The organism is Amycolatopsis sp. YIM 10, from assembly GCF_009429145.1.
Lineage (GTDB): Bacteria > Actinomycetota > Actinomycetes > Mycobacteriales > Pseudonocardiaceae > Amycolatopsis.
Genome location: NZ_CP045480.1, coordinates 2461964 through 2484599 on the forward strand (window position 1 = coordinate 2461964; position 22636 = coordinate 2484599).

Annotated in this window: 15 protein-coding genes, 1 tRNA gene and 3 rRNA genes; 10 read left to right on the top strand and 9 right to left on the bottom strand. The window is 66.2% G+C overall.

What is annotated here, in order from left to right; all coding sequences use genetic code 11:
- The first annotated feature begins 384 nt into the window (after positions 1 to 384).
- The 3 genes from YIM_RS11970 (at position 385) to YIM_RS11980 (ending at position 1480) form a co-directional block, all read left to right on the top strand.
- Complete coding sequence (locus YIM_RS11970) at positions 385 to 801, top strand: DUF3052 domain-containing protein (protein WP_113693422.1); 417 nt, start codon at positions 385 to 387, stop codon at positions 799 to 801.
- A 96-nt stretch (positions 802 to 897) separates the two neighbouring features.
- Positions 898 to 1359 (top strand): peroxiredoxin, encoded by a 462-nt coding sequence (locus YIM_RS11975; protein ID WP_153030425.1) that lies wholly within the window; start codon positions 898 to 900, stop codon positions 1357 to 1359.
- 49 nt (positions 1360 to 1408) lie between these two features.
- Positions 1409 to 1480: transfer RNA gene (locus tag YIM_RS11980), tRNA-Val, on the top strand.
- A gap of 8 nt (positions 1481 to 1488) precedes the next feature.
- Here YIM_RS11980 and YIM_RS11985 read toward each other — a convergent pair.
- The gene (locus YIM_RS11985; protein ID WP_153030426.1) at positions 1489 to 2295 is read right to left on the bottom strand and encodes an NmrA family NAD(P)-binding protein; all 807 of its coding nucleotides are present in this window, start codon (positions 2293 to 2295) and stop codon (positions 1489 to 1491) included.
- A 118-nt stretch (positions 2296 to 2413) separates the two neighbouring features.
- Between YIM_RS11985 and YIM_RS11990 the strand changes: the two genes are divergently transcribed.
- Together YIM_RS11990 and YIM_RS11995 are read left to right on the top strand one after the other, a co-directional pair.
- A complete protein-coding gene (locus tag YIM_RS11990; protein ID WP_228004685.1) occupies positions 2414 to 2905 on the top strand; it encodes a MarR family transcriptional regulator in 492 nt (163 codons plus the stop codon).
- Complete coding sequence (locus YIM_RS11995; protein WP_153030428.1) at positions 2898 to 3722, top strand: EamA family transporter; 825 nt, start codon at positions 2898 to 2900, stop codon at positions 3720 to 3722. The genes YIM_RS11990 and YIM_RS11995 overlap by 8 nt, the downstream gene beginning before the upstream one ends.
- Here the strand turns inward: YIM_RS11995 and YIM_RS12000 are convergent.
- The 4 genes from YIM_RS12000 to YIM_RS12015 all read right to left on the bottom strand — a co-directional run bounded on the left by YIM_RS12000 (position 3709) and on the right by YIM_RS12015 (position 7287).
- Positions 3709 to 4191, bottom strand: coding sequence for a histidine phosphatase family protein (locus tag YIM_RS12000; RefSeq protein WP_194240126.1), 483 nt, complete (start codon positions 4189 to 4191; stop codon positions 3709 to 3711). The two genes, YIM_RS11995 and YIM_RS12000, sit on opposite strands and share 14 nt — an antisense overlap.
- 10 nt (positions 4192 to 4201) lie before the next feature.
- The gene (locus YIM_RS12005) at positions 4202 to 5035 is read right to left on the bottom strand and encodes an alpha/beta fold hydrolase (protein WP_153030429.1); all 834 of its coding nucleotides are present in this window, start codon (positions 5033 to 5035) and stop codon (positions 4202 to 4204) included.
- A 9-nt stretch (positions 5036 to 5044) separates the two neighbouring features.
- Entirely contained in the window at positions 5045 to 6577 is a 1533-nt protein-coding gene (locus YIM_RS12010; RefSeq protein WP_153030430.1) for an MDR family MFS transporter, read from the bottom strand.
- Between the two features lie 92 nt (positions 6578 to 6669).
- Entirely contained in the window at positions 6670 to 7287 is a 618-nt protein-coding gene (locus YIM_RS12015; protein ID WP_153030431.1) for a TetR family transcriptional regulator, read from the bottom strand.
- Between the two features lie 110 nt (positions 7288 to 7397).
- Here YIM_RS12015 and YIM_RS12020 point away from each other — a divergent pair, with 110 nt between their 5' ends.
- From YIM_RS12020 to rrf, 4 genes are all read left to right on the top strand, one after another.
- Entirely contained in the window at positions 7398 to 8237 is an 840-nt protein-coding gene (locus YIM_RS12020; RefSeq protein ID WP_153030432.1) for an alpha/beta fold hydrolase, read from the top strand.
- A gap of 317 nt (positions 8238 to 8554) precedes the next feature.
- Positions 8555 to 10070 (top strand): 16S ribosomal RNA (locus YIM_RS12025).
- Between the two features lie 280 nt (positions 10071 to 10350).
- A 23S ribosomal RNA gene (locus tag YIM_RS12030) occupies positions 10351 to 13470 on the top strand.
- 80 nt (positions 13471 to 13550) lie between these two features.
- A 5S ribosomal RNA gene (gene rrf, locus YIM_RS12035) occupies positions 13551 to 13667 on the top strand.
- The 16S, 23S and 5S rRNA genes sit together here, the layout of an rRNA operon.
- Before the next feature lie 274 nt (positions 13668 to 13941).
- Here rrf and YIM_RS12040 read toward each other — a convergent pair.
- The 4 genes from YIM_RS12040 to YIM_RS12055 all read right to left on the bottom strand — a co-directional run bounded on the left by YIM_RS12040 (position 13942) and on the right by YIM_RS12055 (position 18537).
- Entirely contained in the window at positions 13942 to 15366 is a 1425-nt protein-coding gene (locus YIM_RS12040; RefSeq protein ID WP_194240127.1) for a serine/threonine-protein kinase, read from the bottom strand.
- 140 nt (positions 15367 to 15506) lie between these two features.
- The gene (locus YIM_RS12045) at positions 15507 to 16436 is read right to left on the bottom strand and encodes an asparaginase (RefSeq protein ID WP_228004686.1); all 930 of its coding nucleotides are present in this window, start codon (positions 16434 to 16436) and stop codon (positions 15507 to 15509) included.
- Complete coding sequence (locus YIM_RS12050) at positions 16433 to 17872, bottom strand: amino acid permease (RefSeq protein WP_153030434.1); 1440 nt, start codon at positions 17870 to 17872, stop codon at positions 16433 to 16435. Before YIM_RS12050 ends, YIM_RS12045 begins: the two co-directional genes overlap by 4 nt.
- Entirely contained in the window at positions 17869 to 18537 is a 669-nt protein-coding gene (locus YIM_RS12055; RefSeq protein WP_153036931.1) for a FadR/GntR family transcriptional regulator, read from the bottom strand. Before YIM_RS12055 ends, YIM_RS12050 begins: the two co-directional genes overlap by 4 nt.
- Before the next feature lie 479 nt (positions 18538 to 19016).
- Here YIM_RS12055 and dnaE point away from each other — a divergent pair, with 479 nt between their 5' ends.
- On the top strand, positions 19017 to 22607 hold the full coding sequence (dnaE, locus tag YIM_RS12060) for a DNA polymerase III subunit alpha (RefSeq protein ID WP_153030435.1): 3591 nt from the start codon (positions 19017 to 19019) through the stop codon (positions 22605 to 22607).
- Positions 22608 to 22636: the final 29 nt, after the last annotated feature.

Below are 22636 nucleotides of genomic sequence, written 5' to 3' on the forward strand. Positions count from 1 at the left end.
CGCCGTACTTGTTTCCGCTGTTGCCTAGTCCATGGCCGGCGCGTGTCGGTTCCGCCGCTGGTGCCATCGTCGTCGCTCGCGCTGCTCGCGTCACCGCTACTGGGCGGTAACGTCCGCGGACCCGTTCCCGGCGCCTCCGGCCTGCGGGTGTATCGCGCGCGCGACTGTTACCCACCCTAGGGCAGCCCGGTCGAGCGCGTGCGGGCGCGGCGCCCTACGGTGGCCTCGCGCGGGGGCTTGAGGGCCGTACGCTGGGGCACGAGTTGAGCGATGATCCGGTGTGGACGGTTGCGCGGACAGCCTCGCCAGTGTTCGCTAACCCCATTCATGTCGGACGTGCGGCCGGAACCGGCCGGACGAGAAGCTAGCTGGAGGAGTTGAGTCGTGGTCGCCGCGGGAGACGCTGGGCAGAACAGCGTCGCCGAGAGGCTTGGGATCAAGCCGGACATGGTGGTCCAGGAGATCGGCTGGGACGAGGACGTCGACGACGACCTTCGTGCGGCGATCGAGGAGCAGATCGGCGGGGAGATCCTCGACGAGGACGCCCAGGAGGTCATCGATGTGGTGCTGCTGTGGTGGCGCGAGGACGACGGTGACCTCGGCGACACGTTGATCGAGGTCAGGCAGCCGTTGAGCGACGACGGGGTGATCTGGGTACTGACGCCGAAGACCGGTCAGCCCGGCCACGTCGAACCCAGCGAGGTCGCCGAGGTGGTGCCGGCGGTCGGCCTGTCGCAGACCTCCAACATCAGCGTCGGCCCCGGCTGGTCGGGCACCCGCCTGGTGCCCCGGTCCAAGTGAGCACACCGGCGGTACCCCCGCTGGCCCGGCCGTTCGCACGATAGGGTTGCGACGGCAGGTGCCAGTATTTGTCGAGCAGTGGGAGAGGAAGCTGGTATGGCGGTCGAGGTCGGTTCGAAGGCCCCGGACTTCACGCTCAACGACTACAACAAGCAGGCGGTCACGCTGTCGTCGTTCCAAGGTGAGAAGCCGGTGCTGCTGGTTTTCTACCCGTTCGCGTTCAGCGGTATCTGCCAGGGTGAACTGTGCCAGCTCCGGGACGAGTTCGCCGAGTACGACGGCAAGGGCGTGCAGGTGATCGGTGTGTCGGTGGACACCCCGTTCTCGCTCAAGGCCTGGGCCGAGCAGCAGGGCTACCAGTTCCCGCTGCTGTCGGACTTCTGGCCGCACGGTGAGGTCGCCAAGACCTACGGCGTGTTCAACGAAGCGGCCGGCCTGGCCAACCGCGGCACCTTCCTGATCGACAGCGCGGGTGTGGTGCGGTTCGCCGAGGTCAACCAGCCCGGCGAGGCGCGAGACCAGGGCGCGTGGAAGAAGGCCGTGGCGGAGCTGGCCTGACACAGGCTTCCGGCGGCGGCACCTCCGGTGCGGGGTGCCGCCGTCGTCAGGGCGCATAGCTCAGCGGGAGAGCACTCGGTTTACACCCGAGCGGTCGCAGGTTCGAATCCTGCTGCGCCCACCTCGTGTTTATTTGAAGGCGTCTGCCCGGTCGATCGCCCATTGGCGGAAGGTCCGGGGAGCTTTTCCGGTGATTCGTTCCACTTCCTGGTTCACCGGCTCGGGGTCGGTGACCATGGCGCCCCAAGCCTCCAGCGCACCGGTGGCGAAGGCCGGGTCCCAGCCCCGCGCCAGCAGTTTCTCGCGCGCCGCGTCGACGGAGAGTTCTTCGAAGCGCAGCGGGCGGCCGATCGCCTCGCCGATCTGCCGTACCTGCTCCGCCTGCGTGATCGACTCCGGCCCGGTGAAGTAGTACTTCTGCCCGGCGTGCCCGTCGTCGAGCAGGGCGCGGGCGGCCACCGCGGCGATGTCGTGCTCGTGGATCAACGAGCGCCTCGCCTCGGCGAACGGCCAGCGCACCACGTCACCGGCCTGGATCTGGTCCAGCCAGGTCAGGGTGTTCGTGGCGAATCCGGCCGGGCGCAGGAAGGTCCACTCGGGCACGGCCCGCTCGATCGCCCGCTCCACCTCGGCGTGGAACGGCACGCCCTCCGCCGACAGGTAGACCACCCGCCTGCCCAGCCGCGACACCACATCCGGCGCGAGCGTGGTGTCGAAGTTCGGCCAGACCAGGAAAACGGCGTCGACCCCGGTCGCGTCGATGCTCGCCGGGTCGGTCAGGTCACTTACCACCTGCTCGACGTCGTCCGGCAGCGAGGTCACCGGCTTGCGCACCAGCGCCCGGACCCGCACGCCCTCGGCGAGCAGCAGGGGCACGAGGGCGCCGCCGACGTTCCCGGTGGCCCCGGTGACCAGTACGGTTTTGCGCTCCGACATGGGATTTCCTTCCGTTGTGACGAACTACCGCCACGCTAGAAGTTGAACGAAGGTTCAAGTCAACGCGGTTGCGAGCCGGCTCACCATGATCTATGCATGAGTTATGAATAGATCACGCGTGGCGAATCTGCTCGGAGCCGGCGCGCTGGCGGTGGCCGAACGCGTCAGCGCTGAAGCGGCCCGCGCCGCCGGGGTGAGCGCGAGCGGCGCGGCCGCGTTGTCCACGCTCCTGGTCGAGCCGGGGATCGGGGTCACCGAACTCGGCGCGCGCATCGGGCTCAGCCAGCCCGCCGCCGCCCGCATGCTCGACACGCTGATCGCGGCCGGGCTGGTGGAGCGCCATCATCCTGGCGGCAGGGGCGTCCGGCTGACGTTGACCGGAACCGGTCGCGCGAGCGCGGAAAAGCTGCTCGAAGCACGCGGCCGGGTGCTTCTGGAGTTGCTCGAACCGCTGACCGACGACCAGGTGCACGCGCTCGCGCCCGCGTTGGAGGCGCTGCTCGCCGGACTGGTCGAGAACCGCCGGTCCGAGTACGTGCTGTGCCGCCTGTGCGATCGGCAGGTGTGCGCGCGGTGCCCGGTGGGGGAGGAGTGCCGCGGTTATGGGTGAGCTGCTCGCGCTGACTTCCGCGCTCTGCTTCGGCATCACGCATTTTGCGAACGGCCTGCTCTCGCGGGCCCGGCCGGGCATGACCGTCTCGCTCCACGCCCAGCTCGGCGGCACCGCGGTGGCCGTTCCCGTCGCGTTCTTCGCGGGCGGAAGCGGTGGCGGACTCGGTTACGGCGTGCTCTCCGGAATCGGCACCGGCGTCGGCGTCGCGTTCCTGTACCGCGCGATCGGCCGTGGGGCGATGAGCGTGGTGGTGCCGATCAGCGACCTCGGCGCGGTCGCCATCCCGGTGCTCGCCGGGGTGATCCTGCTCGGCGAACGATTCTCGGTGACGGCCGGTGCGGGCGTCGTCTGCGCGCTCGTCGCGGTGTGGCTGGTTTCGCGCACCGGCCCGGCGGAACGCCGGATCCCACCGGGCTTTCTGGACGCGGTCATCGCCGGAGTCGGCTTCGCCGTGCAGTTCCTGGCGATGGCAAAGGTCCCGGCCGACGCCGGATTGTGGCCGATCGCGGCCAGCCGGATCAGCTCGGTCGTGGTGATCGCGGCTCTGCTGCTCGGCGCGCGCCAGGCGCTGCCGATGCCGCCACGACCGGCGGTGCTCGCCAGTGCCGCGGGCGTGCTCGGCAGCGTCGCGCTGCTGCTCTACTGGTACGCCACGCAGCAGCAACTCGTCGCCATGGCGACCGTGCTGGCCGCGCTGTACCCGGCGATCCCGGTGGTGCTGGCGATGGTTTTCCTCGGCGAGCGGGTCAACCGGACGCAGACCGCGGGACTGCTCGGTGCCGTCGCCGCGATCGTGCTGATCACGCTGGGCTGACCCCGCGCGGGGTGGTGATCGTGTCCAGCTCCGCCCAGCCGGGACCGGCCTCGGCCCACGGCCGGTCGCCGGTGAGCACCGCGACGGTCGAGGTCTTCATCTCCACGGTGATCCCGGTGAGCAGCTCGACCAGGTCTTCGAGCACCGGGTTGTGGCCGACGACCAGCACCGTTTCGACGGCGGGCAGTTCGCGGAGCACCTCGACCACGGTCTCGGCCGGTTCGCCGTAGAGGCGTTCGTCGTGCCGCGTGTCCGGCTGGGCGGCGAGTTCGGTGGTGACCAGGTCGGCGGTGGTGCGGGCCCGGACCGCCGGGGAGCACACCACCATCTCGGGCGCCGGCCCGTTCTCCCGGATCCAGCGACCGGCGGCGGGCGCGTCCCGCAGCCCGCGCTCGGCGAGCGGCCGTTCGAAGTCCGCGATCCCGTCGGGCCAGGCAGATTTCGCGTGGCGCATCACGATCAGTCGCATACGCGCGAGCCTAATGCGCCGAAAGGTGTTCAAGCAGGACGGCGGCGAGCGCTTCCGGCGCCTCTTCGGGCACCCAGTGCGAAACGTCCTCGAACATTTCGAACCGGTAGGCCGCGCTCACCCAGTTCTCCGTGTCCAGCGCGGCCGTCGAGCCGAAAGCCACGTCCTCGGTGCTCCACACGTAGAGCGTGGGCACGCTGATCTTGCCGATCTTCCCGCCGGGACGGCCCGCGCGGTACCAGTTCAGCGCGGCGGTCAGCGCACCCGGTTCGGACAGTCGCTGGACGTATTCCTCGACGCGGCTCGGCGGCACTTTCCACTCGAACATCCGGCGCAGCGCTTCGGCGTTGTTGTCCAGCATCCGGCGCTCGGTGACCCTGGTCTGCCGCCATTCGGTCATGTACGCCGAGCGCAGGTGCTGGTCCTCGTCGGTCTTCATGGCCGCCGCCAGCGCGGCGGGGTGCGGGGTGGACACCGCGCTCAGCGTGCGCAGGCGGTCGGGGTGGGCGTCGGCGGTCCACCACGCGACGGCGGCGCCCCAGTCGTGCCCGACCAGGTCGAACCGGTGCCAGCCGAGCGCTCCCGCCATCGCCAGCACGTCGCCGACCAGCTCGTCGATCGAGTACTCGCTCGCCTGCTCCGGCCGGACGCCGGGGGAGTAGCCCCGCTGGTCCGGCGCCACCGCGCGGAACCCGGCCGCCCCGAGCGCGCCCACCTGGTGCTCCCAGGAGAGCGCCGCCTCGGGGAAACCGTGCAGCAACAGGACCGGACGGCCATCGGGCGGCCCGGCCGCGATCGCGTCGAAGGATCCGGCCGGGGTCTCGATGCTGAGCTGTTCGGTCACAGCCGCACCTTAATGCGCGGCCGCGTCCTCAGCCGCGAGGCGTTGCACGCCGCTTTCGGTCTTCAGCGGGATCTGCTTGATGAACACGGTGACCAGCACCGCGAGCACCGCGATCGGCGCGCCGATCAGGAAGATCTCGCTGGTGGCCGCGCCGTACGCCTCGCGGATCACGTTCGCGATCGGCTCGGGCAGGGTGGACAGGTCCGGCACCGAGCCGTGCCCGCCGTCACCGGAGCCCGCGCCCGCCGCCATCGGGCCGAGGCCCTCCGCGGTGAGCGTGGTCACCCGGTTCGCCAGCACCGCGCCCAGCGCGCTGACCCCGATCGAGCCGCCGAGGCTGCGGAAGAACGACAGCGTGGAGGTGGCCGTGCCGAGTTCGTGCGCCGGCACGTCGTTCTGCGCCACCAGCACCAGGTTCTGCATCAGCATGCCGATCCCGGCGCCGAGCACCAGCATGTACACGCTGAGCAGGAACACCGAGGTACCCGCGCCGATCGTGCCGAGCAGCAGCAGGCCCGCCACCATCAGCACGCCGCCGCCGAGCACGTACGACTTCCACACGCCGGTCCGGCTGATCAGCTGGCCGGACACGGTCGACGAGATGAGCAGGCCGAAGATCAGCGGCAGGCTCATCAGCCCGGCCTGGGTCGGCGTTTTGCCCAGCGACAGCTGGAAGTACTGGGACAGGAACACCGTGCCGGCGAACATCGCCATACCCACCAGGAAGCTGGCCAGCGTGGTCAGCGCCACCGTGCGGTTGCGGAACAGGCTCAGCGGCACGATCGGCTCGGGCACCTTCGACTCGACAAACACCGCGGCCGCCAGGATCAGCAGGCCACCGCCGACCATCGCCACCGTCCAGCCCGACCACCAGTCGAACTGGTTGCCCGCCAGCGAGGTCCACACCAGCAGCACGGAAACGCCGGACATGATCAGCGCCGCGCCCAGGTAGTCGATCTTGACTTCCTTGCGCACCGTCGGCAGGTTCAGCGTGCGCTGCAGCAGCAGGATCGCCGCGATCGCCAGCGGCACGCCGAGGAAGAAGCACCAGCGCCAGCCCAGCCACGAGGTGTCCACCAGCACACCGCCGATCAGCGGACCGGCCACCGTGCCCACGGCGAAGACCGCGCCGAAGATGCCCGAGTACTTGCCCAGCTCACGCGGCGAAACGATGAGCGCGAGAATGATCGGCGCCAGCGCGGTCAGGCCACCGGCCCCGATGCCCTGCGCGATCCGGCTCGCGATCAGCACCTCGATGCTCTGCGAGAACCCGGCCACCAGCGAGCCCAGCACAAAAAGCGCGAGCGAGAGCTGGACGAGCAGCTTCTTGTTGTACAGGTCGGCGAGCTTGCCCCACAGCGGAACGGTCGCGGTCATCGCGAGCAGCTCGGTGGTGACCACCCAGGTGTACGACGACTGGGAGCCGCCGAGTTCGGAAACGATCTTCGGCAGCGCGTTGGCCACCACGGTCGACGCCAGGATGGCGACGAACATGCCCATCAGCAGGCCGGAGAACGCCTCCATGACCTGCTTTCTGCCCATGGAGTCCGACTCCACCGGCTCAGCGGTTACCGACACAAAACCCCCTATGGTTTCGGTGCTTTCGGCCGTCCCCTCAGGCGAGGACGGGAAATTCAGTGCTTGCCGGGATCCGGCAGCCCGGCGGCGACCGCCGCGCAGGCCTGGTCGATGAACTCGGTGAGCGGCTCCTCGCCGCCGAACGCGTGCCACCGGCGGATCGAGACCTGCATGGCGTTCCCCACCGCGCCGAACAGCAGGCCGGGGAAGAGGTCCTTCTCCGCGTCCAGCCCGGTGCGCTCGGCGATCGCGGCGACCAGGGCCCGGTTGGAACCGGCCTGGGCCGCCATCACCCGCGAGACCAGCGACGGGTTGGCCTCGATCACCGACATCCGCGCCAGCCACTCCTCGCGGTCGGCCTCGACCAGCTCGATGTCCGGCCGGATCGCCTCGACCAGCGCCTCCAGCGCGGAGAGGTGGGCGGGCATGGCGAGGAACCGCTCCACCGAGCGGCGGGTGCGCTCCTCGGTGTCCGGGTAGGGCATCAGCACCGCGTCCTCCTTGGACGCGAAGTAGTTGAAGAAGGTCCGCGGCGAGACCCCGGCTTCGCCCGCGATGTCCTCGACGGTGACGTGGTCCAGCCCGTGCGCGGCGGCGAGCCGGACCGCGGCCACGGCCAGCGTTCGGTGCGTGGCGTGCTTCTTGCGCTCGCGCAGGCCGGTGGGCTGGGTCATGGGTCCAAGGTAGCAAGAATTTTGCAGACCCTGCAAAGTTGCAGGATGTGAAACAGGTCTCCGTCGAGTGGGCCCTGACCAGGGCTCGAGATCGCGGGCATGATGGCGAGGTGGAGGAATTCCTCGCCGCGTACGACGCGGTTCTGGGCAGGTGGCCGGTCGAGGTCAAGCCGGTGGACGTGGAGTCGGAGTTCGGTACCACCCGCGTGCAGTTGTGCGGTCCTCCCGACGGCGCGCCGCTGGTGCTGCTGCACGGCGGGGGCGCGACCTCGGCGGTGTGGCTGGCCAACATCGCCGAGCTGAGCCGGGAGCACCGGGTCTACGCGGTGGACCAGATCGGCGCCCCGGGCCGAAGCGTCCACAGTGGACGGCCGTTCCGCCGTCCACGGGACCTGCTCGACTGGCTGGACTCGCTGTTCAGGCACTTCCGCCTCAGCGGCGCCGGGGTGTGCGGGCATTCGTACGGCGGCTGGCTCGCGCTCGCGTACGCGCTGCGGGCGCCCGCGCGCGTGGAGAAGCTGGCCCTGCTCGACCCGACGCAGTGCTTCGCCGGGTTCCGGCCCGGCTACCTGCTGCGCGCGCTGCCGTTGCTGCTGCGCCCGTCGGCCAAGCGCGAGCGCGCCTTCCTGGAGTGGGAACTGGGTGGGGCGCCCGTCGACCAGGGGTGGCTGGAGCTGGTGTCGCTGGGCGCGGAGTTCCCGTCGTCGAAGGTGGTCGCCGGCGGGAGGCCGCGGTCACCCGCGCCGCGGATGCCGGTGCTGCTGGTGCTCGCCGGGAAGAGCCGCGCGCACGACGTGCGTCGGGTCGAGGCGAACGCGCGCGCCGCGCTGGGCCCGGCTCAGCTCGAAGTGCTGACCCTGCCCGAGGCCACGCACCACTCGCTCCCGCTCTGGCCCGCCGAACCGCTCAACCGTGCGCTCACCGCCTTCTACCAGGCAAGATCCAGTTAAGGGACCCCCCTTTTCAGGGCCTGTTCGGCGGCATGTAATGTTCTCTTCGTCGCCAGGGAGACCGGGCGGCCGCCGGGAACACGAACCAAGCTCCCACCTTGTGTGGTAGAGTGGGTGGTCCCAAAATCTGGAGCGGTAGTTACCCCCACTGAATCCGAGTGGTTCGACGTCGGGTAGGCTGTTCCAGGGCCAAAAACCTTCAGTGTGTTGCTTGAGAACTCAACAGTGTGCTAGTGAACTAAGCCAGTAGAGCTTATATGAAACCCCCTCGTCGGGGTTTCCTTTGAGAATGCTAGAAATAGTCTAGATCAAATTCATTGTTGGAGAGTTTGATCCTGGCTCAGGACGAACGCTGGCGGCGTGCTTAACACATGCAAGTCGAACGATGAAGCCCTTCGGGGTGGATTAGTGGCGAACGGGTGAGTAACACGTGGGCAATCTGCCCTGTACTTTGGGATAAGCCCTGGAAACGGGGTCTAATACCGGATAGGACTGCGCATCGCATGGTGTGTGGTGGAAAGCTCCGGCGGTACAGGATGAGCCCGCGGCCTATCAGCTTGTTGGTGGGGTGATGGCCTACCAAGGCGACGACGGGTAGCCGGCCTGAGAGGGCGACCGGCCACACTGGGACTGAGACACGGCCCAGACTCCTACGGGAGGCAGCAGTGGGGAATATTGCACAATGGGCGCAAGCCTGATGCAGCGACGCCGCGTGAGGGATGACGGCCTTCGGGTTGTAAACCTCTTTCGACAGGGACGAAGGGTGACTGACGGTACCTGTAGAAGAAGCACCGGCTAACTACGTGCCAGCAGCCGCGGTAATACGTAGGGTGCGAGCGTTGTCCGGAATTATTGGGCGTAAAGAGCTCGTAGGCGGTTTGTCGCGTCGGCCGTGAAAACTGGAGGCTTAACCTTCAGCTTGCGGTCGATACGGGCAGACTTGAGTTCGGTAGGGGAGACTGGAATTCCTGGTGTAGCGGTGAAATGCGCAGATATCAGGAGGAACACCGGTGGCGAAGGCGGGTCTCTGGGCCGATACTGACGCTGAGGAGCGAAAGCGTGGGGAGCGAACAGGATTAGATACCCTGGTAGTCCACGCTGTAAACGTTGGGCGCTAGGTGTGGGCGACATCCACGTTGTCCGTGCCGTAGCTAACGCATTAAGCGCCCCGCCTGGGGAGTACGGCCGCAAGGCTAAAACTCAAAGGAATTGACGGGGGCCCGCACAAGCGGCGGAGCATGTGGATTAATTCGATGCAACGCGAAGAACCTTACCTGGGCTTGACATGCGCCAGACATCCCTAGAGATAGGGCTTCCCTTGTGGTTGGTGTACAGGTGGTGCATGGCTGTCGTCAGCTCGTGTCGTGAGATGTTGGGTTAAGTCCCGCAACGAGCGCAACCCTTATCCTATGTTGCCAGCGGTTCGGCCGGGGACTCGTGGGAGACTGCCGGGGTCAACTCGGAGGAAGGTGGGGATGACGTCAAGTCATCATGCCCCTTATGTCCAGGGCTTCACACATGCTACAATGGCTGGTACAGAGGGCTGCGATACCGTGAGGTGGAGCGAATCCCTTAAAGCCGGTCTCAGTTCGGATCGCAGTCTGCAACTCGACTGCGTGAAGTCGGAGTCGCTAGTAATCGCAGATCAGCAACGCTGCGGTGAATACGTTCCCGGGCCTTGTACACACCGCCCGTCACGTCATGAAAGTCGGTAACACCCGAAGCCCATGGCCCAACCCTTCGGGGAGGGAGTGGTCGAAGGTGGGACTGGCGATTGGGACGAAGTCGTAACAAGGTAGCCGTACCGGAAGGTGCGGCTGGATCACCTCCTTTCTAAGGAGCAACACATCCCAGCCTGCGGGTTGGGAGTGGCCACAGCCTAGATGCCGAATGTGTGTCTGTTGTGGTTGCTCAAGGAATTGTGGAACTACTGGTTTATGTCGGTGCCGGCTTCTTGCTGGCTGCATGAGTACTGCTGCTTGCGGCGTGGAAAGTGTGGTTGGGGTGGTTGGTTTCGGTGTTCATTGGCACGCTGTTGGGTCCTGAGGCAGCACGCTGGTGTTGTTTCTGGTGTGGTGTTTGAGAACTGTAGAGTGGATGCGAGCATCTTTGTGGTCAAGTTGTTAAGAGCACATGGTGGATGTCTAGGCATCAGGAGCCGATGAAGGACGTGGGAGGCTGCGATAAGCCTCGGGGAGCTGTCAACCGAGCTGAGATCCGAGGGTGTCCGAATGGGGAAACCCAGCACCAGTGATGTGGTGTTACCCGCACCTGAATATATAGGGTGTGTGGAGGGAACGCGGGGAAGTGAAACATCTCAGTACCCGTAGGAAGAGAAAACAACCGTGATTCCGTGAGTAGTGGCGAGCGAAAGCGGATGAGGCTAAACCGTGCGCATGTCAAGCTGTCAGGCGTTGTGTGTGCGGTGTTGTGGGACCCAGCGTGGGAGATCTGACAGTCTCCCGGATGCGCGCTATGGTTAGTGGAATCACCTGGGATGGTGGACCGGAGTGGGTGAGAGTCCCGTACGCGAAAACTGTGGTTGCGTGTTTGTTTGGTGTTCCCGAGTAGCAGCGAGCTCGTGGAATTTGCTGTGAATCTGCCGGGACCACCCGGTAAGCCTAAATACTTCCTGATGACCGATAGCGGACTAGTACCGTGAGGGAAAGATGAAAAGTACCCCGGGAGGGGAGTGAAAGAGTACCTGAAACCGTGTGCTTACAAGCCGTCAGAGCCTACTTGTTGGGTGATGGCGTGCCTTTTGAAGAATGAGCCTGCGAGTTAGTGCTGCGTGGCGAGGTTAACCCGTGTGGGGTAGCCGTAGCGAAAGCGAGTCTGAATAGGGCGTGTGAGTCGCGTGGTCTAGACCCGAAGCGGAGTGATCTACCCATGGCCAGGGTGAAGCGCCGGTAAGACGGTGTGGAGGCCCGAACCCACTTAGGTTGAAAACTGAGGGGATGAGCTGTGGGTAGGGGTGAAAGGCCAATCAAACTCCGTGATAGCTGGTTCTCCCCGAAATGCATTTAGGTGCAGCGTCGTATGTTTCCCATCCGGGGTAGAGCTACTGGATGGCCTAGGGGCCTTACCGGGTTACCGAAGTCAACCAAACTCCGAATACGGGTGGGTGAGAGTGCGGCAGTGAGACGGCGGGGGATAAGCTTCGTCGTCGAGAGGGAAACAGCCCAGAACACCAGCTAAGGCCCCTAAGTGTGTGCTCAGTGGGAAAGGATGTGGGATTGCCCAGACAACCAGGAGGTTGGCTTAGAAGCAGCCACCCTTGAAAGAGTGCGTAATAGCTCACTGGTCAAGTGGTCCTGCGCCGACAATGTAGCGGGGCTTAAGCACACCGCCGAAGCTGTGTCATTCATGCGATACATCGGCTTGAGCCTTCGGGTTCTTGTCTAGTGGTATGGATGGGTAGGGGAGCGTCCTGCATCCAGGGAAGCCGCGGTGTGAACCAGCGGTGGAGGGTGTGGGAGTGAGAATGCAGGCATGAGTAGCGAATGCAGAGTGAGAAACTCTGCCGCCGGATGACCAAGGGTTCCTGGGCCAGGCTAATCCGCCCAGGGTAAGTCGGGACCTAAGGCGAGGCCGACAGGCGTAGTCGATGGACAACGGGTTGATATTCCCGTACCCGAGCACGTGCGTCCCTGATGAGGCAGTTGATACTAACCACCCAAAGCGCAGGCTGGAGTCTTCGGACAAAGGTCTGTTGTGGAGCGTGGGGCCTGATTCTGTAGTAGTCAAGTGATGGGGTGACGCAGGAAGGTAGCTCCGCCAGTGAATGGTAGTACTGGTGTAAGCGTGTAGCCCGAAGTGTAGGTAAATCCGCACTTCATGAGGGTGAGACGTGATGCGTAGCCGATTGAGGTGAAGTAGAGTGATCCTATGCTGCCGAGAAAAGCCTCTAGCGAGTGCGTGCACGGCCCGTACCCCAAACCAACACAGGTGGTCAGGTAGAGAATACTAAGGCGATCGGGTGAACTGTGGTTAAGGAACTCGGCAAAATGCCCCCGTAACTTCGGGAGAAGGGGGGCCAAACATCCTGAAGTCCCTTGCGGGCTAGGGGTGGGTGGCCGCAGAGACCAGCGGAAAGCGACTGTTTACTAAAAACACAGGTCCGTGCGAAGAAGTAATTCGATGTATACGGACTGACGCCTGCCCGGTGCTGGAACGTTAAGAGGACCGGTTAACTCCTTTCGGGGGGTGAAGCTGAGAATTTAAGCGCCAGTAAACGGCGGTGGTAACTATAACCATCCTAAGGTAGCGAAATTCCTTGTCGGGTAAGTTCCGACCTGCACGAATGGCGTAACGACTTTCCGGCTGTCTCAACCACAGGCCCGGCGAAATTGCATTACGAGTAAAGATGCTCGTTACGCGCGGCAGGACGGAAAGACCCCGGGACCTTTACTATAGTTTGGTATTGGTTTTCGGTTCGGTTTGTGTAGGATAGGTGGGAGACTGTGAAGCGCTCACGCTAGTGGGTGTGGAGTCGTTGTTGAAATACCACTCTGGCCGGATTGGGAATCTGAACCTACGCCCATGATCTGGGTGAGGGACAGTGCCTGATGGGTAGTTTAACTGGGGCGGTTGCCTCCCAAAGAGTAACGGAGGCGCCCAAAGGTTCCCTCAGCCTGGTTGGCAATCAGGTGTTGAGTGTAAGTGCACAAGGGAGCTTGACTGTGAGACTGACAGGTCGAGCAGGGACGAAAGTCGGGACTAGTGATCCGGCACCACCTGGTGGAAGGGGTGTCGCTCAACGGATAAAAGGTACCCCGGGGATAACAGGCTGATCTTGCCCAAGAGTCCATATCGACGGCATGGTTTGGCACCTCGATGTCGGCTCGTCGCATCCTGGGGCCGGAGTAGGTCCCAAGGGTTGGGCTGTTCGCCCATTAAAGCGGCACGCGAGCTGGGTTTAGAACGTCGTGAGACAGTTCGGTCCCTATCCGCCGCGCGCGTAGGATACTTGCGGAAGGCTGTCCCTAGTACGAGAGGACCGGGACGGACGAACCTCTGGTATGCCAGTTGTCACGCCAGTGGCATGGCTGGTTAGCTACGTTCGGAAGGGATAACCGCTGAAGGCATCTAAGCGGGAAGCCTGTTCCTAGATGAGGTATCCCACCCCTTTGTGGGTTAAGGCCCCCAAGAGACGATTGGGTTGATAGGCCAGAAATGGAAGCGCAGTAATGTGTGGAGTTGACTGGTACTAATAGGCCGAGGACTTGCCTACAAAGACGCTTCGCATCCACTCTACGGCTCTGAAACACCACACCAGAGCTGATGTAATGCCAGCATGGTGTTTCGTAGTGTTTCGGTGGTTATAGCGGTGGGGAAACGCCCGGTCCCATTCCGAACCCGGAAGCTAAGCCTGCCAGCGCCGATGGTACTGCACTCGAAGGGGTGTGGGAGAGTAGGACGCCGCCGAACTCAACTTAGTGATAGAGCGTGGCCCGAGCCGGGGATATGGCTCGGGCCACGCTCTTTTTTCATGCCCAAGAAACGGGTGATGGCCCAGGGCCGCGCCCTTGTGGCCTGCCCCGGGTTACGCCTTTGTGGTCTGGCCTGGGCTGGGCGCTGGTTCAGGGCTTGCTTTTCTTGCTTGTCCGAGGTCCGGTGGCGGGCGGCCAGGGCATGCTCTTTGGCGTGCCTGGGGCCGGCGGTGGTTCTGGGCTTGCTCGTTCATGCCTGAAGTCAGGCGGGGTCAGTTGCGGCCTTTGCCCTTCTTCGCGTTGGGCTGGTTGTTCGGCTTGGCCTGGGTCGGCTTGGCTTTGGATTCCTTGTCCGTGGCCTGGTCCTGACCCTGGTGCTGTGAGCCACCGGTGGGGTGGTCGGCGGGGTGCTGGTCGTCGCCGATGGGCACGAGGGTGGCCGTGGCGACGGGGGTGGCCGGCGCGGGGGCTGTGGGTGGGGTCGGGGTGTTGGCCGGAGCGTGCGTGGCCGGGAGCCCTGGGGTACCGGAGTTCAGTGCGAAAATGCCCGCGACCGCCACACCGGCGACGGGCACGACCGCCGACATCAGCACCTTTCTCCGCCGCCTGCGTGGTTCACGCACCGGCAACTGCTTGGTCTCCGCCGCGGCGGAGGTCTCCACCTGGTTGAACGCGGTGGTCGATGTCCCTGGCCGGTTCAACACCGTGGTGGGGGCATCCACCTGCATCGGGCCGCTGACCTGCGCGAGCGCATCCGCGGAGTGGTCGTCGACGCTGATCGGGTTCGGGGTGTCTGCCACACCGAGGGCGGGCAGGAAGATCGTCGCCTCATCGGCGGCGGTGAGCGCGGCCGTCCCCAGGATGGTGGCCAGTTCGGTGGCGATCTGCGTGGCCGTGGGCCGGGTGTCGGGCGGCTCCGCGGTCATGTGGGTCAGCAGCAGGGCCAGCGCGGGCGGCACGAACTCCGGGATCTCCGGCGTCCGGCTCAGCCTGGCCAGCGCGGACTCCACCATCGCGCCCGGGTACTCGCGATAACCCGTCAGGCATTCCAGCAGGATCAGGCCCAGTGCGTAGATGTCCGCCGGCGGGCCCACTTCCTTGCCCCGCACCTGCTCCGGCGCCATGTACGCCGCGGTGCCGACGACGGCGCCGCTCGCCGTGAGGTCACTGCTGCCCAGGCGGTGCGCGAGACCGAAGTCGGTAAGCAAGGGGCGGTCTTCGGCGAGCAGGATGTTCGCCGGCTTCAGGTCGCGGTGGGTGATCCCGCGCGAATGCACGTAGGCCAGCGCTTCCGCCACCCCGGCCCCGAGGCGCGCCGTCTCCGTCACCGACAGCGGACCGCACAGGATGCGCCCCGCCACCGTCGGGCCTTCGACCAGGCGCATCACCAGGTACGCCCGGTCGAGGTCGAAGCCCGAGTCGCGGAACTCGACCAGCCCGGGGTGCCGCAGATCGGCCAGCACCCGGAACTCCCGCTCCCGGCGCAGGAAGTCACGCCCCGCGATCCCCGCGTGGAACAGCTTCACCGCCACGTCCTGCTCGGTCACCAGGTCCAGCGCGCGGTACACCACCGCGCTGCTGCCCGCCCCGGTCTTCGACAACAGGCGGTACCGCCCGCCCACCAGGGCCGGGCTCACCGGCTCCTCGGCGAAAGCGGGCAGGTCGAACCGCGGCAACGTGTGGTCCGCCGAACTCACCGCCGGGCTCCTCAGCTGTCGAACGAACGCGCAAGTCGTCGGGGTTACCCGGTTGGGGATTCACCCAAACCAGGGACCACCAACGATTCCACACTTGCGCCGTACGGGTGCCGAGGTTGCGCTGATTGCCCGTGCCGAGATCAGCCGACGGGAGCCAGCGCCAGGTCTCCGGTGACGCGCAGTGCCGGGTCACCGTCCAGGCCGGTCTCCACCCCGAGCACGCCCAGTGCGGCCAGGGTGACCGGCAGCCGGGCGCGGTCACCACCGTCGGCGATCTTGACGCCCAGCGCCGACCCGTCCGGCAGAGCCGCCACCTGCACGCCCTCGAAACCGTCCTTCGCGATCAGGCCGGGCACCGAGCGCATCAGCCTGGTCACGTCCCGCCTGGTCCCGGCCACCATCTCCGGGTGCCGCCGGATCGCGTGCGCCACCACGCCCTCCGCGGTCTCCGGCTCGGCGGCCGCGATGCGCCCGATCGCCCTGGTCAGCCCGAGCAGCGAGATCGAGAACAGCGGCGCGCCGCAGCCGTCGGCGGCCACCTTCGCGATCGGCTCACCGGCCAGTTCGGTGACCACCTTCGCGATTTCACGCTGCAGCGGGTGGTCGGGGCGCAGGTAGTCCTTTGTGGACCAGCCGTGGTCGCGGCTGACCGCGAGCATCGCGGCGTGCTTGCCGGAGCAGTTGTGCGAGAGCTTGCTGGCCGGGCGCCCGGCGGCCAGCCAGGCGTCCCGGACCAGCGGGTCGTACGGCAGGTCGACCGGGTTGCGCAGATCCGCCCCGGTGCACCCGGCATCGCCGAGGATGCGGCGGACCCCGGCGAGGTGGAAGTCCTCGCCGGAGTGGCTGGCCGCGACCAGCGCGCGGAGATCATCCGGCAGGTCGAGGCCGAGCCGGGTCATCGCCACCGCCTGCAGCGGTTTCGCCGCCGAGCGCGGGTAGCCGGGGGACTCCACGTCACCGGTGGCGAAGCGCACCTCGCCGTCCGGGCCGAGCACCACCACCGAGCCGAAGTGGACGCTCTCGACCATGCCGTCGCGCAGGACGTGGAGCAGGGGAACGTGGTGTCTCACAGCCCGCCCTCGTTCAGCGCCTTGTTGGTGTCTACCCGCTTGCGGACCACGAACCAGCCGATCACCAGCGCGATCAGGATCGCCGGGAGCGAAAGCAGGGTCAGCCTGCCCAGCTCGTCGAACCACATCAGCACCACCACGCTGGCCAGGAAGGCCAGGGTGACGATCTCGGTGACCGGGGAGCCCGGCAGCCGGAACGACGGCCGCTGCAGGTGGCCCGCCTTCGTCTTCCGCCAGAACAGCAGGTGGGACAGCATGATGATGCCCCAGGTGGAGAGAATGCCGATGGCGGCGAAGTTCAGCACGATCTCGAACGCGTCCGCGGGCACCACGTAGTTGAGGCCGACGCCGAGCACGCAGACCGCCGCGGTGAGCAGGATGCCGCCGTAGGGCACGTGGTTGCGGTTCATCACGCCGGTGAACTTCGGCGCCGAACCGGCCACCGCCATCGAGCGCAGGATGCGGCCGGTGGAGTACAGCCCGGAGTTCAGGCTGGACATCGCCGCGGTCAGCACCACCAGGTTCATCACGTCACCCGCGGCCGGGATGCCGATGTTCGACAGCACGGTGACGAACGGGCTCTGCCCCTTGGAGTAGGAACTCCACGGCATCAGCATCGCCAGCAGCACCACCGAGCCGACGTAGAAGACGCCGATCCGCCACATGATCGAGTTGATCGCCTTCGGCATGATCTTCGCCGGCTCGGCGGTCTCACCGGCGGTGACGCCGACCAGCTCGACCGAGGCGTAGGCGAACACGATGCCCTGGATCACCAGCACCAGCGGGAGCAGGCCGTTGGGCAGGAAACCGCCCTCGCTGCCGAGCAGGCCGATGCTGGGGGAGGTGCCGTTGATCGGGTCGCCGGTGACCAGCAGGACGATGCCGATCACCATGAAGATGACCAGCGCGGCCACCTTGATGATGGCGAACCAGAACTCCATCTCGCCGAACAGCTTCACCGAGACCAGGTTCAGCACCAGCACCACGGCCAGCGCGATCAGCGCCAGCACCCACTGCGGGATCGGCGTGAAGAAGCTCCAGAAGTGCGCGTACAGCGCGATCGCGGTGATGTCGGCGATGCCGGTGGTGGCCCAGTTGAGGAAGTACATCCACCCGGCGACGAAGGCGCCCTTCTCGCCCATGAACTCGCGGGCGTAGGAGACGAACGCGCCGGAGGAGGGGCGGTGCAGGATCAGCTCGCCGAGCGCGCGCACCACGAAGAAGGCGAACAGGCCGCAGATCGCGTAGGCGATGGCCAGCGCCGGACCGGCCTGGGCGAGTCTGCCGCCCGCGCCGAGGAACAGGCCGGTGCCGATGGCGCCGCCGATGGCGATCATGCTGATGTGCCGCGGCTTGAGCGCCTTGCTGTAGCCGGCGTCCCCGGCGTCGACCGGTTCGGCCGACGCCTTGGCGGGCTGCAGGATCTGGTCCGTCACGGGTGCTCCGAGGGTCGGTGCGCGTCTTTGCGCACGATGGTTTCGAGAGTTCGCTCGACGTTGTCGAGGTGCCGGGTCATCGCGTCGACCGCGGCCGTTTCGGCCCCGCCGGCGATGGCCCGCACGATTTCGGCGTGCTCGGCGTTGGACTCGGCCTGCCGGTCGCCGAGCTGGTTGAGAAAGCTCGACTGGCGGGAGAGCGCGTCGCGGATCTCCTCGATGACCTTGCCGAAGGCCGGATTGCCCGAGGCCTGGGCGATGGTGATGTGGAACAGGCTGTCCAGCGCCACCCAGCCGGTGTTGTCGGTCTGGGCGGCCATCTTGTCGAGCAGGTGCTCGAGCAGGTCGAGGTCGTCCTGGCCGCGGCGCAGGGCCGCGTACCCGGCCACCGGGATCTCCACGTGCCTGCGGACCTCGAACAGGTCGCGGGCCGAGTAGTCGCCGAAGATCGGGTTCTCCACCGGGCCGGCGGCCGCGACGAAGGTGCCCTTGCCGGGGCGTGAGACAGTCAGCCCGAGCGCCTGGAGCGCGCGCAACGCCTCGCGCACCACCGAGCGGCTGACCTCGAACTCCACCGACAGCGCGGCTTCCGACGGCAGCTTGCCGCCGACGGGGTACTCGCCGCCCTCGATGGCGGCGCGGAGCCCGGCGAGCACCGCCTCCATCGCGGTCATCCGCTGGGCGGTATGTCCGACTGTCTGGCTGTCTGACAGGTTCACGAGGGGTGATGGTGCGGTCGCGCGCTCGGCGTTGTCAAGCGGACGGGTGACCGGCGGCAGACCGCCCGGTATGGCTTGGCGGGCTTGGAATTCCGCGTTGAGCTGCGGTGGGGGCCGGGCGATGTGGATCTTGGTGGCACGGACGGGTGAGCTGGGTCACTAGGGATCTTCGTGGCGTGCCGCGATCGCGACCCGCGGCCGATGGCGGGCACGGCGTGCTATGGCGCGGCTTGGGCGGGTCGCGAAGTGGATCTTGATCGACCACCTGGCCGGGTGAGCGGCACGCGGGGCGGAGATGCTTCGGATCCGGCCGATCCGGGACCAGAATGAAGAAGACCCGAGTAGTCCTCACCCTCGGTGGAGACATAGGGTGGATCCCCCGGGTGACGGTCGCGGCCGGTTGGTGTTCAGGGGAGGTTTTGTTGGTGTCCAAGGACTCTTTTGTCCATCTGCATGTGCACACCGAGTACTCGATGCTGGATGGTGCGGCGAAGATCGCGCCGTTGTTCGCGGAGGCGTCGCGGTTGGAGATGCCGGCGGTGGGGATGACCGACCACGGCAACATGTACGGGGCGGATGAGTTCTACCAGCAGGCGCGCAAGGCGGGGATCACGCCGATCATCGGGATCGAGGCGTATGTGGCGCCGGAGTCGCGGTTCCACAAGAAGCCGGTGTTCTGGGGGCAGTCGAACCAGCGTGGGGCGGATGAGTTCGGTGAGGGTGGTGATGTCTCCGGTGGGGGCGCTTACACGCACATGACGATGCTGGCGGAGAACGCGGCGGGGTTGCGGAACTTGTTCCGGTTGTCGTCACAGGCGTCGCTGGAGGGGTATTACCGCAAGCCGCGGATGGATCGTGAGTTGATCTCGGAGTTGCATGAGGGGATCATCGCGACGACGGGGTGTCCGTCGGGTGAGGTGCAGACGCGGTTGCGGCTGGGGCAGAAGGCCGAGGCGATCCAGGCGGCGTCGGATTACAAGGATATTTTCGGTCCGGACAACTTCTTCCTGGAGTTGATGGATCATGGGTTGCCGATCGAGCGGTCGGTGCGTGAGGGTTTGCTGGAGATCGGCAAGCAGCTGGGGTTGCGGCCGCTGGCGACGAATGATTCGCATTATGTGACGCGTGATCAGGCGGATACGCACAGTGCGTTGTTGTGTGTGCAGGCGGGTAAGACGCTCAATGATCCGAACCGGTTCAAGTTCGATGGTGATGGTTACTACCTGAAGTCCGCGGCGGAGATGCGGGAGTACTGGGACACCGAGGTCCCGGGTGCGGCGGACTCGACGTTGCTGATCGCCGAGCGCGTCCAGTCCTACGAAGAGGTGTACGCGCACAAGGACCGCCTCCCGTTCTTCGAGGTCCCCGAGGGTTACGACCAGGGCACCTGGCTGCGCGAGGAAGTCCAGCGTGGCCTCAAATGGCGGTTCCCGGACGGCGCGCCCGAGGGCTACCAGGAGCGCATCGACGTCGAACTCGACGTGATCATCGGGAAGGGCTTCCCGGCCTACTTCCTGATCGTCGCCGACCTGATCAACTACGCCCGGCGCGTGGGCATCCGCGTCGGCCCCGGCCGTGGTTCGGCCGCCGGTTCGCTGGTCGCCTACGTGCTCGGTATCACCAACCTGGACCCGATCCCGCAGAAGCTGCTGTTCGAGCGGTTCCTCAACCCCGAGCGCGTCTCGATGCCCGATATCGACATCGACTTCGACGACCGCCGCCGCGGCGAGATGATCCGCTACGCCACCGACAAGTACGGCGTGGACAAGGTCGCCCAGGTGATCACCTTCGGCACCATTAAGACCAAGGCGGCGATCAAGGACGCCGCCCGCGTCCACTACGGACAGCCCGGTTACGCGATCGCGGACAAGATCTCCAAGGCCCTGCCGCCGCCGATCATGGCCAAGGACATCCCGCTCTCGGGCATCGTCGACCCCAAGCACGAGCGCTACGGCGAAGCCGCCGAGGTCCGCGCGCTGGTGGAGACCGACTCCGAGGTGTCCACCATCTTCGAGACCGCGCGCGGTCTCGAAGGCCTGATCCGCAACGCCGGCGTGCACGCCTGCGCGGTGATCATGTCGAGCGAGCCGCTGACCAACGCGATCCCGCTGTGGCAGCGCGACGACGGCTCCATCATCACCGGCTGGGACTACCCGTCCTGCGAGGCCATCGGCCTGCTGAAGATGGACTTCCTCGGCCTGCGCAACCTGACCGTCATCGGCGACGCGATCGACAACATCAAGACCAACCGCGGGGTCGACATCGATCTCGACACCCTCGGCGTGGACGACCCGGAGACCTACAAGCTGCTCGCCCGCGGTGACACGCTCGGTGTGTTCCAGCTGGACGGCGGGCCGATGCGCGACCTGCTGCGCCGCATGCAGCCCACCCTGTTCGACGACATCGTCGCGGTCGGCGCGCTGTACCGCCCCGGCCCGATGGGCATGAACGCGCACAACGACTACGCCGACCGCAAGAACGGGCGGCAGAAGGTCAAGCCGATCCACCCGCAGCTCGACGAGCCCCTGAAGGAGATCCTGGCCGACACCTACGGCCTGATCGTCTACCAGGAGCAGATCATGCACATCGGCCAGAAGGTGGCCGGTTACTCGATGGGCCGCGCGGACGTGCTCCGCCGCGCGATGGGCAAGAAGAAGCAGGAAGTCCTCGAGAAGGAGTTCGAGGGCTTCGAGGCCGGGATGAAGGCCAGCGACCTGGTGCCCGGCGGGTTCTCCGACGAGGCGATCAAGGCGCTGTGGGACACGATCCTCCCGTTCGCCGGGTACGCGTTCAACAAGAGCCACGCGGCCGCGTACGGCCTGATCTCGTACTGGACCGCGTACCTCAAGGCGAACTACACCGCGGAGTACATGGCCGCGCTGCTGACCTCGGTCGGGGACAACAAGGACAAGTCCGCGATCTACCTGTCGGAGTGCCGCCGCCTCGGGATCAAGGTGCTGCCGCCGGACGTCAACGAGTCGGCCCAGCGGTTCGCGGCCGTCGGGGACGACATCCGCTTCGGCATGGGCGCGGTCCGCAACGTGGGCGCGAACGTGGTCGAGTCGATCATCAAGACCCGCGAGGAGAAGGGCAAGTACACCTCGTTCACCGACTTCCTGGACAAGTCGGAGCTGGTGGCCTGCAACAAGCGGGTGATCGAGTCGCTGATCAAGGCCGGGGCCTTCGACTCCATGGGCAACACCCGGCTGTCGATGGTCCAGGCGCACGAAGAAGCCGTCGAAGCGGTCGTGCCGCTCAAGCGCCAGCAGGCGATGGGCCAGTTCGACCTGTTCGGCCCGATGGGCGACGAACCGGACGACGCGGCGGCCGCGGCGGCGTCCTCCCCGCTGGCGCACCTGAAGTTCAGCGATGAGGAGTACCCGCGCAAGCAGCTGCTCTCCTACGAGCGCGAGATGCTGGGCCTCTACGTTTCGGCGCACCCGCTGGACGGGGCCGAGCGGATCCTGCGCAAGCACGCGAAGCGGCCGATCGCGGCGATCCTGGCGGATCCGCCGAAGGAAGGCGAGATCGTGGTGTCCGGGCTGATCACGTCGCTGGAGCGGCGGGTCAACAAGAAGGGCGAGCCCTGGGCGATCTGCACGGTGGAGGACATGGACGCCTCGCTGGAGGTGCTGTTCTTCCCGAAGTCCTACGCGATCTTCGCCGCGGACCTGATCGAGGACAACGCGGTGCTGGTCAAGGGCAGGGTGAACTGGCGCGAGGACAAGATGTCGGTGTTCGGTGGCGGGCTCGTGCCGCTGGACCTGTCCGACGCCGCGGTCGGTGACGAGGAGCCGCCGCTGGTGCTGCTGGTCGCCGCGGAGAAGCTCGACCAGTCGGTGGTCAGCGAGCTGAAGTCCACGCTGCTGGCGCACAAGGGCGAAACCCCGGCGCACCTGAAGCTGATGGGCAAGCAGGGGCCGCGGATGTACGCGCTGGACGACTACCCGGTGCGGGTCAGCTCGATGCTGATGGGTGAGTTGAAGAGCATTCAGGGGATCACGGCGAACACGTGATCTCCCTGGCTCTGGCGAGCCGGGCTCGG

Bases quoted from the DNA above. Each gene is read 5' to 3' on its own strand.
- YIM_RS11975 (WP_153030425.1), top strand. From the start codon at position 898: ATGGCGGTCGAGGTCGGTTCGAAGGCCCCGGACTTCACGCTCAACGAC.
- YIM_RS11985 (WP_153030426.1), bottom strand. From the start codon at position 2,295: ATGTCGGAGCGCAAAACCGTACTGGTCACCGGGGCCACCGGGAACGTC.
- YIM_RS11995 (WP_153030428.1), top strand. From the start codon at position 2,898: ATGGGTGAGCTGCTCGCGCTGACTTCCGCGCTCTGCTTCGGCATCACG.
- YIM_RS12000 (WP_194240126.1), bottom strand. From the start codon at position 4,191: ATGCGACTGATCGTGATGCGCCACGCGAAATCTGCCTGGCCCGACGGG.
- YIM_RS12010 (WP_153030430.1), bottom strand. From the start codon at position 6,577: ATGGGCAGAAAGCAGGTCATGGAGGCGTTCTCCGGCCTGCTGATGGGC.
- YIM_RS12015 (WP_153030431.1), bottom strand. From the start codon at position 7,287: ATGACCCAGCCCACCGGCCTGCGCGAGCGCAAGAAGCACGCCACGCAC.
- YIM_RS12055 (WP_153036931.1), bottom strand. From the start codon at position 18,537: ATGGAGGCGGTGCTCGCCGGGCTCCGCGCCGCCATCGAGGGCGGCGAG.